The 14,141-nt window shown below is 52.2% G+C and carries 9 protein-coding genes and 1 other annotated feature; all 9 genes read right to left on the minus strand.

What is annotated here, in order from left to right; translation table 11 throughout:
- Positions 1-3: 3 nt before the first annotated feature.
- Entirely contained in the window at positions 4-156 is a 153-nt protein-coding gene (locus ACTRC3_RS01170; RefSeq protein WP_178038365.1) for a hypothetical protein, read from the minus strand.
- Positions 153-1,457: a bifunctional folylpolyglutamate synthase/dihydrofolate synthase gene (locus ACTRC3_RS01175; protein WP_440320939.1), complete on the minus strand. Its 1,305-nt coding sequence runs from the start codon at positions 1,455-1,457 to the stop codon at positions 153-155. The genes ACTRC3_RS01170 and ACTRC3_RS01175 overlap by 4 nt, the downstream gene beginning before the upstream one ends.
- Entirely contained in the window at positions 1,454-3,697 is a 2,244-nt protein-coding gene (locus ACTRC3_RS01180) for an LTA synthase family protein (protein WP_440320941.1), read from the minus strand. Before ACTRC3_RS01180 ends, ACTRC3_RS01175 begins: the two co-directional genes overlap by 4 nt.
- A gap of 16 nt (positions 3,698-3,713) precedes the next feature.
- Positions 3,714-6,380 (minus strand): valine--tRNA ligase, encoded by a 2,667-nt coding sequence (locus ACTRC3_RS01185; protein WP_440320943.1) that lies wholly within the window; start codon positions 6,378-6,380, stop codon positions 3,714-3,716.
- 51 nt (positions 6,381-6,431) lie between these two features.
- Positions 6,432-6,662 (minus strand) — a binding site (T-box leader).
- Positions 6,663-6,729: 67 nt separating this feature from the next.
- Positions 6,730-8,247 carry a metallophosphoesterase gene (locus ACTRC3_RS01190; protein ID WP_440320945.1) on the minus strand — a complete coding sequence of 506 codons (1,518 nt, stop codon included), beginning with the start codon at positions 8,245-8,247 and terminating at the stop codon, positions 6,730-6,732.
- 152 nt (positions 8,248-8,399) lie between these two features.
- Positions 8,400-8,810, minus strand: coding sequence for a hypothetical protein (locus tag ACTRC3_RS01195; protein WP_440320947.1), 411 nt, complete (start codon positions 8,808-8,810; stop codon positions 8,400-8,402).
- A gap of 123 nt (positions 8,811-8,933) precedes the next feature.
- Positions 8,934-9,575 (minus strand): TetR/AcrR family transcriptional regulator, encoded by a 642-nt coding sequence (locus ACTRC3_RS01200; protein ID WP_440320949.1) that lies wholly within the window; start codon positions 9,573-9,575, stop codon positions 8,934-8,936.
- Positions 9,544-12,594, minus strand: a complete 3,051-nt coding sequence (locus tag ACTRC3_RS01205) for an efflux RND transporter permease subunit (RefSeq protein WP_440320950.1) — start codon at positions 12,592-12,594, stop codon at positions 9,544-9,546. Before ACTRC3_RS01205 ends, ACTRC3_RS01200 begins: the two co-directional genes overlap by 32 nt.
- Entirely contained in the window at positions 12,595-14,139 is a 1,545-nt protein-coding gene (locus tag ACTRC3_RS01210; RefSeq protein ID WP_440320951.1) for an efflux RND transporter periplasmic adaptor subunit, read from the minus strand.
- Positions 14,140-14,141 lie beyond the last annotated feature (2 nt).

A 14,141-nucleotide genomic window follows, 5' to 3' on the forward strand; every position in this document is an offset into this window, starting at 1 on the left:
AGCCTAGCTCTGGCGGCGTCCGCCTTTCATCTCTTTCAGCATCTCGTCAAGCAGGTCCGACATGTCCTTCGGCTTGTTCCTGTATACATTATCCTCCACCTGCTCCACTTCCAGGCTCGGATGAAATTTCTTCAGTTCTTCCTCAAAATCAATCATTTGCCGTCCTCCTTGTCCCGTAATATCTTCTTTATGCTTCCTACCAGATACAGGGATCCGACACAGAATAAGATGCCGTCGCCCTTTTCTCTTAATGCCTCTTCAAACGCTTCCTTTACATCCGGAATCGCCTTAATCTCTTTCTGTCCGAACTTCTCAAAGAGTCCTTTAGGCTCCTTCACATTCACGCTGCGATAACCGCCGACCTCAGTCACGATAACACGTTCCAAACGCAGCTCTCTGCAAATGGTCTCGATCATATGACGATAGTCTTTGTCCCCCACCGCTGCGAATAAAAGCGTCACCGGGAAGTCCTTTTCCAGACGTTTTGCAGTCTTTACAAACTCCTCCACGCCTGCTTCATTGTGCCCGCCGTCGATGATAACGCCCGGCAGCACCGTCTCCATTCTGCCCTGCCAGCGCATCTCGGAGATACCCTTGCGGATAATCCCGTCTGTGAACGTGTCACCGCCCTCCATCACACGAATGGCTGTCACAGCTTCCGCAGCATTCTTCATCTGATATTCCGCCACGCTGGTAATCGACAGACTGATACCATCATAATACCCACAATCTATAGAAAAATCAATGCTTTTCTCGGTCGCACCCAAAATCTTATACATATCCGGACGAATACCATAGACCGGCGCATGCATTTCCTTTGCCCTGGCCAGAATCACCTCTTCCGCTTCCTTACAGGACGCGTCATAGACTACCGGAACACCCTCTTTGATAATGCCTGCTTTCTCACCTGCAATGGCCGCCACCGTATGACCCAGATACTCGGTGTGATCGAGGCTGATAGATGTCAGCACTGTGACCAGCGGATGGGCAATGGAATTGGTAGCGTCCAGACGTCCGCCCAGGCCCGTCTCCAACACCAGATACTCTACGCCTGCCTCCCTGAAAATGACCATGCCAATCAAAAACAGCAATTCGAAATAGGTCGGATGTGGATAGCCCTCCTCTTTCATTTCATTGACGCAGTCCATGACCTTCTGAAAGGCCATAAGAAATGCCTCGTCCGACACCTGCTTCTCATCGATGACAAAGCGCTCATTGATGTCTACCAGATGGGGGGAAGTAAAAAGACCCGTGCTTTTGCCCGCCGCATGGAGGATGGAGGCCAGGAAAGAGCATACGGAGCCCTTTCCGTTGGTGCCCGCCACATGCAGGATCTTCATACTGTCTTCCGGACTCCCAAGCCTTTTTAAAAAGGCCCGGGTGTGATCCAGTGAATTTTTCTTTGTGAATTTGGGTGTTTCCTCAATATAATCTACAGCTTCCTGATACGTCATCATTGTGCAGCTCCTGTCCCTTCTGCTTCGCTGTCTGCCGGCGCAGTGCCGGTGGTTTCTTCGCTTCCTGTATCTGTGGTTCCGTCAGTTTCTTCCATGTCGGTGGTATCGCCGCTCTCATTGGTTTCCCCCGTCTCTTCCTCCGCCACCGGAGCCACATACATCATCGTATTGCCTTCGCTCAAGACGCGCTTTGCCTTACCCGGAGCCAGCTGCTTTACCGACACCAGCGCGTCCTCGGTCAGCTTGACCTTCTTCACCTGCAATACATGATTGCTGATAAACTTGGTATTCTGCCACTCGTCGTTGATGTAGATCTTGCTTGCCGTCGTAAAATTACTGCCGAATACATACACCTTATTTTCATCCGGCAGAGAAATCACACGCGTAATCTCCGGCTGATGGATGCCCATCTGCATATCAATGGTCTCGAAAGGCGTGGTGCCGTCGTCACCGTAAGCATATTTCTTGCCATACAGCAGGTCATACTGCAAAAGCTCCATATCCTGTAAGTACCATTTCGTCTTACGGCGGTTCTGGTGGTACTGCATCATGGTTCCGGTATGGATGTTTACCTTATCGAGAACCTCCGCTGCTATCTGGTAAGAGCAGAGGGTCTGATCCACCTTCTCCAGTCCCATATTGTCCACGATCACATAGCTGGTGTCGAAGAGGTAACGGTTCGTCACGTCCTCCACCGTCAGTCCCAGAGTCGGCAGATGGTCGCCGTACATAACAAGCACGTATTTCTCACCGAAATTATCCAGTGCGTCAATCAGATCCGCTACGAACTGATCCATCTCATGGAGCTGGTTTACATAATACTCCCACTGATTGTTCTTCTCTTCGGTGGCCGCGCCGGTCACCTTGATGGCCGGATCCTCCAGCACCTTCTCTGTGGGATACTCGCCGTGTCCCTGTACGGAAATGGTGTAAATAAAGTCCTGACGGGCCGTGGATTTCAGGTTGTCCAGAATCTGATCCACCAGAATCTCGTCCTTCAGCCAGCCGTTGGCTGTGGTATTGGACACATCCATATACTCTTTGGACGTATAAGTATCAAAGCCCAGGTTTTTAAATACATCGGCACGGCTGTAGAAGGTCGCCTTATTGTTGTGGATCGCATGGGTTGCGTAACCGATGCTCCGCAGGTCATAAGCCACACTCTCACAGGTAGTCTTCTTCAGGATTGTCTTGTAGGGATACTCGCCCGGTCCGAAATACCGCAGGTTCATGCCGGTGATGGACTCAAACTCTGTATTGGCCGTTCCGGCTCCCACAGAAGGCACCTTATAGGCGCCGGAGGAATATTCCTCCATCAGCCGATGGAAATTCGGAATGGGATCCTCGGAAAACTCCAGCCATTCTACGGTAGTCGGATCGAAGAAGGTCTCCAGCTGCAGCATCAGGATATTGGGCTTCTCTGTATCATTGTCCTCACTGAGAGCCGCCTGCTTATCCTCCTCCACAATCTTGTCAATGGTATCCTTGGAATAATCATAGGGCTCGCTCATACCGGTGGCCAGAAGGCTGCAGAAAAAGCAGTAGGGCAGGCCGTAATCCTGGTAAGCAAACGCAATATTTCCAAAATAGGTGGACAGGACACGTTGCTCCAGACAGAGCTTCGTGCTTCCCGCAAAGAGCACCGGCACGATAATCACGCCTGCAATGCTTAAAGGCCATTTTATCTTTTTCTGATATTTCGGCGCGTACTTCCACAGGAGTACCAGCGCCGTCACTCCCAGAAGCACACCGCCCACCTGGGTAATCAGCTTCATCGGCGACATATACAGACCTACCACGTCCAGCGCGTCGGTAATCAGATGCAGATCCTGTCCGGTAAACGGCGTGACACGGCTGTTTAGTATCGTTCCGTTCATATAGCCCAGGTATATCCAGAAGGCCGTAATCAGAAGACGCACAAAAATACGTCTCCGGAACAGATACACCAGCATAAAGGTCATGAAAATCATAAAGGTATTATAGGCAAATACCTTCGGACTTCCTGTCATAAAATTCCATGCTTCCAGTGCGGAATGGCGAGACATGGCTTCCATAATGAAATAGATTCCTGCCGACATAACCGCATGAAGCACCAGGGAAAACCGGTTAGCGATAGCTACCGGCTTTTCCATCCGACTGCTGCACCCCTCACTCCACTTTTTCAGGACAGCCGCGCAGCGCCCGATGAATCGCTTCACCACTGCGCCGCAGGCCTTAACCTTTTGTAAAAACTTTTTCATAAATTCCTCTCTATTCTTATTTCACAAGCGCTGCGAGATGTTCTTTCACCTGATTCATCATCTGGGTGTACTTCTCCAGCTTCTCTTTCTCCTCGTCAATCTTGCTCTTGGGAGCCTTGCTGATAAACTTCTCATTGCTCAGCATACCGTTCACACGGGCCAGCTCCTTCGTCAGACGCTCCTCCTCTTTCTTCAGACGCTCAATCTCTTTTTCCAGATCTACCAGCTCCGCAAAGGGCATATAAACGGCTGCGTCCGGAATCAGCGCGGAAACCGCATCCTCACCGATACCGCTCTTATCCTCCTGAACTGTTACCTGGCTTGCATAGCTTAAGGTACCGAAGAAGGCCTTGCTGCCCTCGAATACCTCCCGCACCTGCGGCTTCTCGGATACTACGATCACGTGAGCCTTCTTGCTGGGCGGTACATTCATGGAAGAACGCACGTTACGGATAGAACGGACAGCCTCTTTGATAAGCTCCACTTCCGCCTCTTCCTTCTGGAAGCTCCACTCAGCCTTGAACTCCGGCCATGCGGAAATCATGATGGATTCCTCGCCGGTCAGGTTCCGGTATATCTCCTCGGTGATGAAGGGCATATAGGGATGCAGAAGCTTCAGGGCGTTGGTCAGTACGGTCTTCAGCGTCCACAGGGCTGCCGCCTTGGTCTGATCCTCTTCATTATAGAGACGGGGCTTCACCATCTCGATGTACCAGTCGCAGAACTCCTCCCAGATGAAGTCGTAGAGCTTCTGGACCGCGATACCCAGCTCAAATTTATCCATATTGGCCGTCACGTCCTGTGCCAGGGTGTTCACCTTGGACAGAATCCACTTGTCCGCGCCGGTGAGCTGTGTGAGATCCATTTCTTCTCCGCTGAGTTCTGCCGCAGACTGCTCATTTTCCTTCAGAGCAGGCATGTTCATCATAATGAAACGGGAAGCGTTCCAGATCTTGTTGGCAAAGTTACGGCTGGCCTCCACACGCTCCATATAGAAACGCATGTCGTTGCCGGGCGCGTTGCCGGTAACCAGGGTGAAACGCAGGGCGTCTGCGCCATACTGATCAATGATCTCCAGCGGATCGATACCATTTCCCAGAGACTTACTCATCTTCCGTCCCAGGGAATCCCGCACCAGTCCGTGAATCAGTACATGATGGAACGGACACTTTCCGGTCTGCTCATAGCCTGAGAATACCATACGGATTACCCAGAAGAAGATGATATCGTATCCGGTTACCAGTACGTCGGTTGGATAGAAGTAGTCCAGATCCTCCGTGTTCTCCGGCCAGCCCAGGGTAGAGAAGGGCCACAGCGCAGAGGAGAACCAGGTATCCAGGGTATCCGGATCCTGTGTGAAATGGGTTCCGCCGCACTTGGGGCAGACGGACGGCATCTCACGGTCTACCACGATCTCACCGCAGTCGTCGCAGTAGTAAGCCGGAATCCGGTGTCCCCACCAGAGCTGACGGGAAATACACCAGTCGCGGATATTCTCCAGCCAGTGCAGATACGTCTTGTCGAAGCGCTCCGGCACAAAGGTCAGATCTCCGTTTTTAACAGCCTCGATAGCCGGCTTTGCCATCTCCTCCATCTTTACGAACCACTGCTGCTTGATCATGGGCTCTACAGTAGTGCCGCAGCGATCATGGGTTCCTACATTGTGAACATGGTCTGCCACCTTCACAAGAAGTCCCTGCTCCTTCAGTTCCTCTACCATGACCTTGCGGGCCTCGTAGCGATCCATGCCTGCGTACTTGCCGCCGTTCTCATTGATGGTTGCGTCGTCGTTCAGAATATTGATCTCCGGCAGGTTATGACGCTTTCCTACCTCAAAATCGTTGGGGTCGTGTGCCGGGGTAATCTTTACTACGCCGGTACCAAACTCCTTATCTACATAAGCGTCTGCGATAACTGGAATTTCACGGCCTACCAGAGGCAGGATCACGGTCTTACCTACAATATCCTGATACCGCTCGTCATCCGGGTTTACAGCCAGGGCGCTGTCGCCAAGCAGGGTTTCCGGTCTGGTGGTAGCGATCTCTACAAACTTGTCGCTGCCCTTGATCGGGTAATTGATGTGCCAGAAATGACCTGCCTGCTCCTCATGCTCTACCTCTGCGTCAGAGATAGAGGTCTTGCAGACCGGACACCAGTTAATAATACGGGAGCCCTTATAGATATAGCCCTTCTTATGCAGACGCAGGAATACCTCCTGTACAGCCTTGGAGCAGCCCTCGTCCATGGTGAAGCGCTCTCTGTCCCAGTCGCAGGAGGAGCCAATCTTCTTCAGCTGATCTACGATGGTGCGGCCATACTCTTCCCGCCACTCCCAGGTTCTCTTTAAGAAGCCCTCGCGGCCCAGCTCATTCTTATCGATACCTTCTGACTTCAGCTGGTTGATGACCTTAACCTCTGTGGAAATGGAAGCATGGTCGGTTCCCGGAATCCACAACGCATTGTAGCCCTGCATTCTCTTGTAACGGATCAGGATATCCTGCAGGGTATTGTCCAGTGCGTGTCCCATGTGCAGCTTTCCTGTGATATTGGGAGGCGGCATAACAATCGTGAACGGTTTTTTACTCCGATCCACTTCTGCATGGAAATACTTTTTCTCCAGCCACTCTCCGTAAATACGATCCTCCATCGCCTTTGGATCATAGGTCTTTGCCAACTCTTTCATTCTGTTCCTCCTTTGATTTCCTGCGAAAAAAAATAAACGCCCTCTCATGCTCGAAAGGGCGCTTGTGCGCGGTACCACCTTACTTTATGAAGCGACACTGCCGCTTCATATCTCTCACCCTTTAACGCTGGTCGGGCGTGAATGGTTAATAAGACCTCCGTTCACCATTCCGGCTCCAAAGCTACCTTCCGCAGGCGACCCTTCCACGACAGCCTCTCAGCCCATGAACTGTCCTCTCTTTTGACGTGCGTCCCGCGTACTCCTCTTTTTCTCCGCCTTTATGTTATTCTATCCAGTCTAACTGTAGGTAAATATAGCAGTCTTTCCGCGGATTGTCAAGGTTTCCGCACTATTCTTTGCGGATTGTGTACTCGTCGCAGACAGTCCAGTTGTCTACGGTATAGGCGCGCAGATGCAGCTCCGTATCTGTCACATCAAAGCGGATGGCCGTAGGCTCCTGCGCCTGACTCTGGAATACCAGATTTTCGTTGGGTGTCGCTGCCTGATACAGGCTTCCGCTGGACGTTCCGCAGACCACAAACATGGTTCCTTCCGGGTTGACCGCCACCCCGCCTGTGGAATAATCATAATTGTCGTATCTCTCACAGCGCCGGTTTGTGAAAGCAGAACGGGAATAGATGGAATCGTGACCGGTAATCACCAGGTCAATATCATTATCCTCGCAGATATAACCCAGGGAATACCGAAGCTGAGAATCCATGCGTTCCTGATATTTCGCCACACTGCTGTAGGCCGGATAATGCTGGATGATAACACGCCACCGGGTATCCGGGTGCTCGGCGATAACCTTGGGAACATATTCCTCGTGAATGTCCACCGGCTGGTTGGTCGTACTGTTCAGCACGATAAATAATACATTTCCCCGGATGAAATAATAATCTCCATCCTTATCATATTCACTCATACCGTACTCCTCGGAGCGGTTCGGCACATTGAAATGTTCGTAAAAATACGGTCCGCCGCCGTAGCCCAATTCCTCGGAAATCTGTTTGTTGGCCACGTCATGATTGCCGGTCACCGGTACCAGCGGAATCCTGTAGAGTCCCAGATGATCCAGAAAACCGCTGTATTCCTCAGGATTGCCAAACTGGGCTACCTGATCGCCCGTATGCACCAGGAACTGCGCTTCCGGCACATATCTGGTAAGCCGGGTCACCACCTTGTCCCAGTCCTCGATGCTGACCTCTTCCTCCTGATACTGATCCTGACCAATCTGCGCGTCGGAAGTCACCAGGAAAGTAAACCCTTCCTTTGTATCGCCTTCCGGCACGGTGTACCGATATTCCGGAGACCAGCCGCCCGCGTCATTTCCCACTTTATATGCATAAGTCATGCCCGGCTGAAGTCCGGTCACAGTCGCTTTGTTTACATAATATCCAGGCATAGTCCGGGACGAACTGCAATTAGCCGTCACCATCTGAAAATCACCATTCTGCACCGTGTACCAGCTGACCTGCCCGGCACTGCTGCTGGGCGACATCCAGTTCAGACGAATCTCCCCGTCCGTTCCGCCCACTTCCAGGCTCAGATATTTAATTGGTGTGGCAGATAACAATGGTTCACTCTCATAATCTGTCACAAAAGTACTTTTCTCCTGCTCCTGACGGGCAATCTCATCGGCTGCGGACGGATCTGCCGTCGTCTCCGCCTCTGTTGGCGTCTTCGTCACCTCTGTTACCGGTTCCTCCGGCGCATCGTCAGCTTCGCCAGGCGTCTCTATCTTAATTTCCGCATCTGCAGACTCGTCCGCTTTCTTCTGCTTCCATGTCCAGGCTGCCGCGATCACCAATACCAGCAAAATGCCCGCCGTAATCACTGTCCGGATTCCTCCGCTATTCTTTTTCATAAAATCTCTCCTCTTTCGCTGCTGCTTCCTGTCATTTCCCCCTCCACAGCGGATGGGATACTAAATCATACTCTAGCATTATATTCCAGTGAGTTCAAGAAGATACCGGGTTTTTTAAGAATCTTTTGAATTTCTTAAGAAAAAGGCAGGCCCTATCGGGGCTCTGCCTTTCCCGCGAAATGCGGATAGCTGTTCTTATCATCGTAATAGTACCAGGTTCTGCCGCAGGACTCTGCAGGGTGCTGAACGTCGCCTTCCGGAATCGGCGCTTCCGCATTGCAGATCTCTTTATCATGCATAAATAACACATGGTGTACCGGTTCGTCGAACTGGATGAACCACTCCTCCCAGGGATAATCCTTCTCCAGAAGCTCCACGGGAGGAACCGCGTGGATGACATATTCCTTAATCCCCTCTACGGTACAGGGAATCTTTCTCCAGGAATAGGACGCGTACAGCTTATCCGTCTCCTCGCTGAGACCGCCGAAGATTTCTTCACAGTTGTAACCCAGGGCTTCCAGATCCTTTTTGACGCCTTCCTGCTCCAGTTTTTCCAAAAGCATAATTCATACCTCCTGCTGCATCTGCGATGCTAAAATTTTATTGTAAAACCACTGGTTCTATTATAGCAAAACGGTCCGTGACAGTAAAGCACAGACCGTTTTCTTTCTTCTATTATTTTGCCCTTATTTCACCGCCTGCAGGAAGCCCTCGCACAGATAACTTCCCATTTCCTCCGGGCAGAAATCCCCGGTCCGGTTTTCCTCTCCCAGATACATCACCAGGGAGGTCAGGCTGCCAAGCAGCATATACACCGCCGCCTGCTTCGGGAGCCCCTTCCGGATATAGCATTCCCGCATGCCGCAGTCACACAGATTTCCCAGAATCATCATAGGACCCATATCGCCGCACTGCCTGCTTTCCGCAAGCATGCTCTGCAGCTTCTTCATAATATCGTCCTTAGCCCCTCCCGGATGGGCCGACAGGAACAGAAACCGGGCAAATGCCCGCTGCTCCTGCATACAATCTGTCACCCAGTGATAGCAGTAATGAATCTTTTCCTCAAAGCCCGGTATATTTTCCAATCTTTCCCAGCTCTCCACGCCCTGGGTCTGGGCATCGTAGATAATAGCTCCCGCAATGATTTCCTCTTTACAGCTGAAATAATCGTAGGCCGTCCCCTTACCGATACCTGCACGCTTCGTAATATCCGACACGGTCAGAGTATTGACGTCCGCATTTTCATTCAGAAGCTCCAGCACTGCGTCGTAGAGGGCCTTTACCTTGGGCTTCAGCTCAGGCATTGACTTCGGTTTCTGCAGTTCCATGCTTTCTAAGCCTCCATTTCCGCGGTTTTTTCGGCCCCTTTTCTTTTTTATTTCCGTAAGCCATCAGATAGAATACCGGCATTAACAAAAGAATCAGAATCGTAGAGGCAGTCAGGCCGCCGATGATAATGATACCCATGCTCTGCATCATTTCCGTTCCGGTTCCCAGTCCCAGAGACATGGGAATCATGGAAATAACGGTAGTCAGCGTAGTAATCAGAATCGGCCGGAGTCTCGTCTTTCCGCTTTCAATCAGCGCGTCCTCCAGTCCCAGTCCTTCCTCATTCATCAGGGCATGGACGCCGTCCACATACAGGATACCGTTATTTACCACGATACCCACCAGCATCATAATACCCATCATGGAAATCATGGTCAGCGACTGTCCGGACAGAAAGAGAAATCCAAAGGAACCAATCAGGCTGAAGGGAATACTCAGCATGACCATCAGGGAATACTTCGGAGATTCAAACTGCATGGCCATAACCAGGAATACCAGGAATACTGCCGCTGCAATCGCCTTGCCGATGGCCGTAAAGGTTTCTGTCATCATCTCATCCATGGTGTCCTTGGTCTGTTCCACCGAATCCGGAAGCTTTGTATCTGCCACCAGCTTATCCAGCGCCGCGTCCACTGCGTCCGTATCCTCTGAGACACAGGAGGCGGTAATGGTGGTGGTGTATTTTCCGTTCTGCTTCATAACCGTCTGTTGGGAATCGGTATATTGAAGCGTCGCCATCTCTGACAGTGGTACGCCGCCGACGGAGGCGTCCAGAAGCGTGCTCGCCTTTGTGTAGGTGCCTTCCGGATACTCCAGCATGACACTGTATTCCTCGCCATTTGACGTAATGGTCATGGCCTCGGTTCCGCTGATCATACTGTAGAGTCCCCCTGCTGCCTGTACGGGCGTCATACCGTGAGCCATGGCGTCCAACGGATCTATTACCACCCGGATCTGGGTAGCGCCTTCACCGGCATCCGAGGACACGTTCAACACGCCCGGAATATTCCAGGCCTTTTCCTGAAGGGCAGAAACCGCTTCCTTCAGATCGTCCAGATTGGTTGAAGCCAGGGTTACGCTTCCGCCGCTTGACGTGAGCATCATGGTAGACATCTGGCTGCTGACGGTGATATCCAGCTGTACGCCGGTCATATCCCTGGTCTCCTCCAGCCACTCATCTGCCACCTCCTGGCTGGACAGCTTCCGATTCTCCTTCAGATTAACGGAAATGGTTCCGGATCCCTTGGAAGACGTCAGGGTATAGCTGTCCACGTCCTCATGGGCTGCCACCATAGCCTCAAGCTCCTGCATTTTTTTATCTACTTCTTCTGCTTTGGTACCGCTGCGGAAGGCAGCCGCCACGGAAATGGTTCCCTCGTCCATGGCCGGCATCAGCTCCACCTTCATCAGCGCTACCAGACCGAAGGACATAACTAACAGCACCACCGCTACCAGAACGCTCAGCTTCTTCTTATGTAAGAGCTTCCGCTCCAGCCTGTCATATTTCCCCTTAACCTTATCCAGAAATCCGTTCAGCTTCAGTTCCTTTTTCTCCTGCGGCTTAAAGATACAGAAGAACAGGGGAACCAGAGTCAGCGCGGAAATCAGGGACGCCAGCATGGCGATGATAATCGTATAGCCCAGCTGTCCGAAGATCTGTCCGGTCAGTCCGGTCTGGATACACAGAGGCAGGTATACCACGACTGTGGTAATCGTAGAAGCCACGATAGAGCCCGCCACGCCTCTGGTACCGATTTCCGCAGCCTCCCGAAAGCCCGGCTTTTTATCCTTCGCCCGAAAACAGCTCTCCAGTACCACGCTGGAGCTGTCTACCATCATACCGATGGCAATCACCAGCGCGCCCAGCGTAATGATATTCAGTGAAAAGCCTGCCACGGCCATGACAATCACCGTCACCAGCAGGGAGATGGGCATGGCGCTTCCTACAATCAGGCTGGCCTTCCAGTCGCCGAAGAAAATAAACAGCACCAGCATAGACAGGATTACGCCCATGAGCAGCGTGCTTCCTACTGATTTTACAGCTAGAAGAATCATATCTGACGCGTCGTAGGAGGCTGTCGCCACCAGTCCCGGATGCTCCTTTTGCAGCCGCTCCATGGTCTTTCTGACGTCCCGCACCACTCCCAGGGTACTTGCGCTCTGGTTCTTGGTAACGCTGACTGTCAGGGTTTCCTCGCCGTTATAACGGCTGATGCTGTCCGGCTCCTTCTGGGACCACTGCACATCGGCCACGTCCGACAGATGAATCAGGCTGCCTGTGGCGGTAAACAACGGAATCTCCCGCAGATCCTCTACCGTGGTCACATCCGCCGTACTGATTGCGCTGATGGACTGCGTACCCTGCTCCAGGGAGCCAATGGGGACTGTAAAATCTGTAGTCGCGATATACTGGGCGATGCTGCTCATGGTCAGTCCATACTGATTCATGGCCTCCTCGTCCAGCTTCACCTGAATATAATTCTCCCGTCCGCCGCTGACCTCTACGCTGGCCACCGAGCTTACCGCCTTCAGCTCCGGCACAATCTCGTCATTGGCCAGGGAGAGAACATCGCTGCCGTCGGTGGTGCTTAAGGAATACATCATACTGGGCATGGAATTGATATCCATTTTCATAACGATGGGGCTCTGGCAGTCATCCGGCAGAGAACGCTCCACCGAATCCAGCGCCGCGCGGAGATCCAGATACGCGTCGTTGGTATCCACACTGTAATCATACTGCAGGAGAACCATGGAACTGTTCTCCTGGGAATAGGTGGTAACGGAATCCACACCGCTTAAGGCTCCCACCTTGCCTTCTATCTCAGAGCTTACCAGCTCCTCTACGGATTCCGGATCCGCTCCCGGATAAATGGTCATAACCATCATCACCGGCATATCCATATCCGGCATCAGCTCCAGTCTCAGGCCCAGAAGGGACGAGATACCGAATACTGCCAGCGCAAGGACAACCAGAAGGGTCGTGACCGGTCTTTTTAAGGAAAATTTTGTCAGACTCATTTATTCCGCATCCTCCGCCTCTGTTTTCACCACAACCTCTGCGCCGTCTCTGAGTTTGGAGGACCAGGTGGTAACCACCTGACTTTCCCCGTTTAATCCGTCTGCTACAACTGCCTCGTTATCATTCATCAGGCCCACGGTAATCGGGGTTTTCACAAGCTTTCCGTCTTCCACACAATACACATAGGCGCTGCCTGCGGAGAAATAAATCGCGTCATAGGGAATCACCAGGCTGCTCTCTTCCCTCTGGGTGGTGGCATGCACCTTGACGGACACGCCGCTGGGCAGCTTATCTCCGGCTCCGATGACAGAAGCCTTTACCTGGAAAAGACGGGTCTGCGGCCCTGCCATGGTTCCCACCTCCGTGATGGTTCCGGCAAAGGTTTCGCCATTTCGTTCTACCTCGATGGCGTCGCCCACCTGCAGCTCATCCTTGGCCTTCTCTGCCACGTTAAAGGTAACGGTCATCGAATCCTTATTGGAAATGACATAAGCCGGACTGCCCGCAGAGGCCATGGAATCCTTCTCCACGGAAATGGACTCGATCTGTCCGGAAATGGGCGCCTTGACGGTGTACATATCCAGCTGGTACCGGGCCGACTTCAGACCCACATTGGCCTGGGCAAGCTGTGCGGAATAGGTGGCGTCGGTCTGGGGATAGACCTCATTTTTGGTGATTTCATATGTTTTCTCTGTCATTTTCAGATTGTCTTTCAGAGTCTCTTTCTGGCTCTTGGTGCTCTCCAGGGCGCTTTCCAGCTGGGATTTACCGGACTGCACCTGGGAGAGGCCGGACTGGGCCTCAGAAAGAGCGCCCTGGGCCTGGGTCAGCTCCAGCTTTGCATTAGCCACAACCGTCTCCTGGGTCTGAATCTCTGCCTGCTTCGCGGAAATAGCCGTTGCATCCGGGGAAATCGGATTGCCGCTCTCATCATTTCCCGGATTTTGAAGCTTTTCCAACTCCGCTTTCAGGTTATCCAGCTTTACCTGTTCCTGTGCCAATGCCTGATTTTTCGCATCCGCATTTGCCTTGGCTCCGGTCACCGCCTGACTGAGCTGTGTTTCCTTATCACCCAACTCACTGATCTGACTCTCCATATCCTTGATGCCGTCCCGCACCTTATCCAGGTTATCCTCCAGAGTATCGATACCCTGCTCTGTCTGATAATTCTGAAGATGTCTGGAACCACCTGTCGCCACGTTGACGCCCGCCTGTGCCTGGCTGTAGGTCGCCTTGGCATTGTCCATCTGAAGCTGCGCCGCCTCGTCGTCGATCTTGAACAATACGTCGCCTTCCTTTACCGTATCGCCCACGGCATAATTCACCTGGGTCACAGTGCCGGATACCAGCGGCACCACATAGACCTGCTGTTCCGGAGACACGCTTCCTATGTAATCGGTGTCCAGAGTTACCTCACCGCTCCCTGGCGTCTGTACCTCCACATTTACCTTTTCTGTTTCGGTCTTCTCCTTGCCTTTGCAGCCCACCATGGACACACTCATGGCCAGTACCAGACCCATCGCCAGTTTGCTCTTATTTTTCATGG

The sequence above is a fragment of the Laedolimicola sp. genome, assembly GCF_051972735.1.
GTDB classification, from domain to species: domain Bacteria; phylum Bacillota; class Clostridia; order Lachnospirales; family Lachnospiraceae; genus Laedolimicola; species Laedolimicola intestinihominis.

What these genes read in the sequence shown, in the direction of transcription:
- ACTRC3_RS01170 (WP_178038365.1), bottom strand. Translation starts at nt 156, where the DNA reads ATGATTGATTTTGAGGAAGAACTGAAGAAATTTCATCCGAGCCTGGAA.
- ACTRC3_RS01175 (WP_440320939.1), bottom strand. Translation starts at nt 1,457, where the DNA reads ATGATGACGTATCAGGAAGCTGTAGATTATATTGAGGAAACACCCAAA.
- ACTRC3_RS01180 (WP_440320941.1), bottom strand. Translation starts at nt 3,697, where the DNA reads ATGAAAAAGTTTTTACAAAAGGTTAAGGCCTGCGGCGCAGTGGTGAAG.
- ACTRC3_RS01185 (WP_440320943.1), bottom strand. Translation starts at nt 6,380, where the DNA reads ATGAAAGAGTTGGCAAAGACCTATGATCCAAAGGCGATGGAGGATCGT.
- ACTRC3_RS01190 (WP_440320945.1), bottom strand. Translation starts at nt 8,247, where the DNA reads ATGAAAAAGAATAGCGGAGGAATCCGGACAGTGATTACGGCGGGCATT.
- ACTRC3_RS01195 (WP_440320947.1), bottom strand. Translation starts at nt 8,810, where the DNA reads ATGCTTTTGGAAAAACTGGAGCAGGAAGGCGTCAAAAAGGATCTGGAA.
- ACTRC3_RS01200 (WP_440320949.1), bottom strand. Translation starts at nt 9,575, where the DNA reads ATGGAACTGCAGAAACCGAAGTCAATGCCTGAGCTGAAGCCCAAGGTA.
- ACTRC3_RS01205 (WP_440320950.1), bottom strand. Translation starts at nt 12,594, where the DNA reads ATGAGTCTGACAAAATTTTCCTTAAAAAGACCGGTCACGACCCTTCTG.
- ACTRC3_RS01210 (WP_440320951.1), bottom strand. Translation starts at nt 14,139, where the DNA reads ATGAAAAATAAGAGCAAACTGGCGATGGGTCTGGTACTGGCCATGAGT.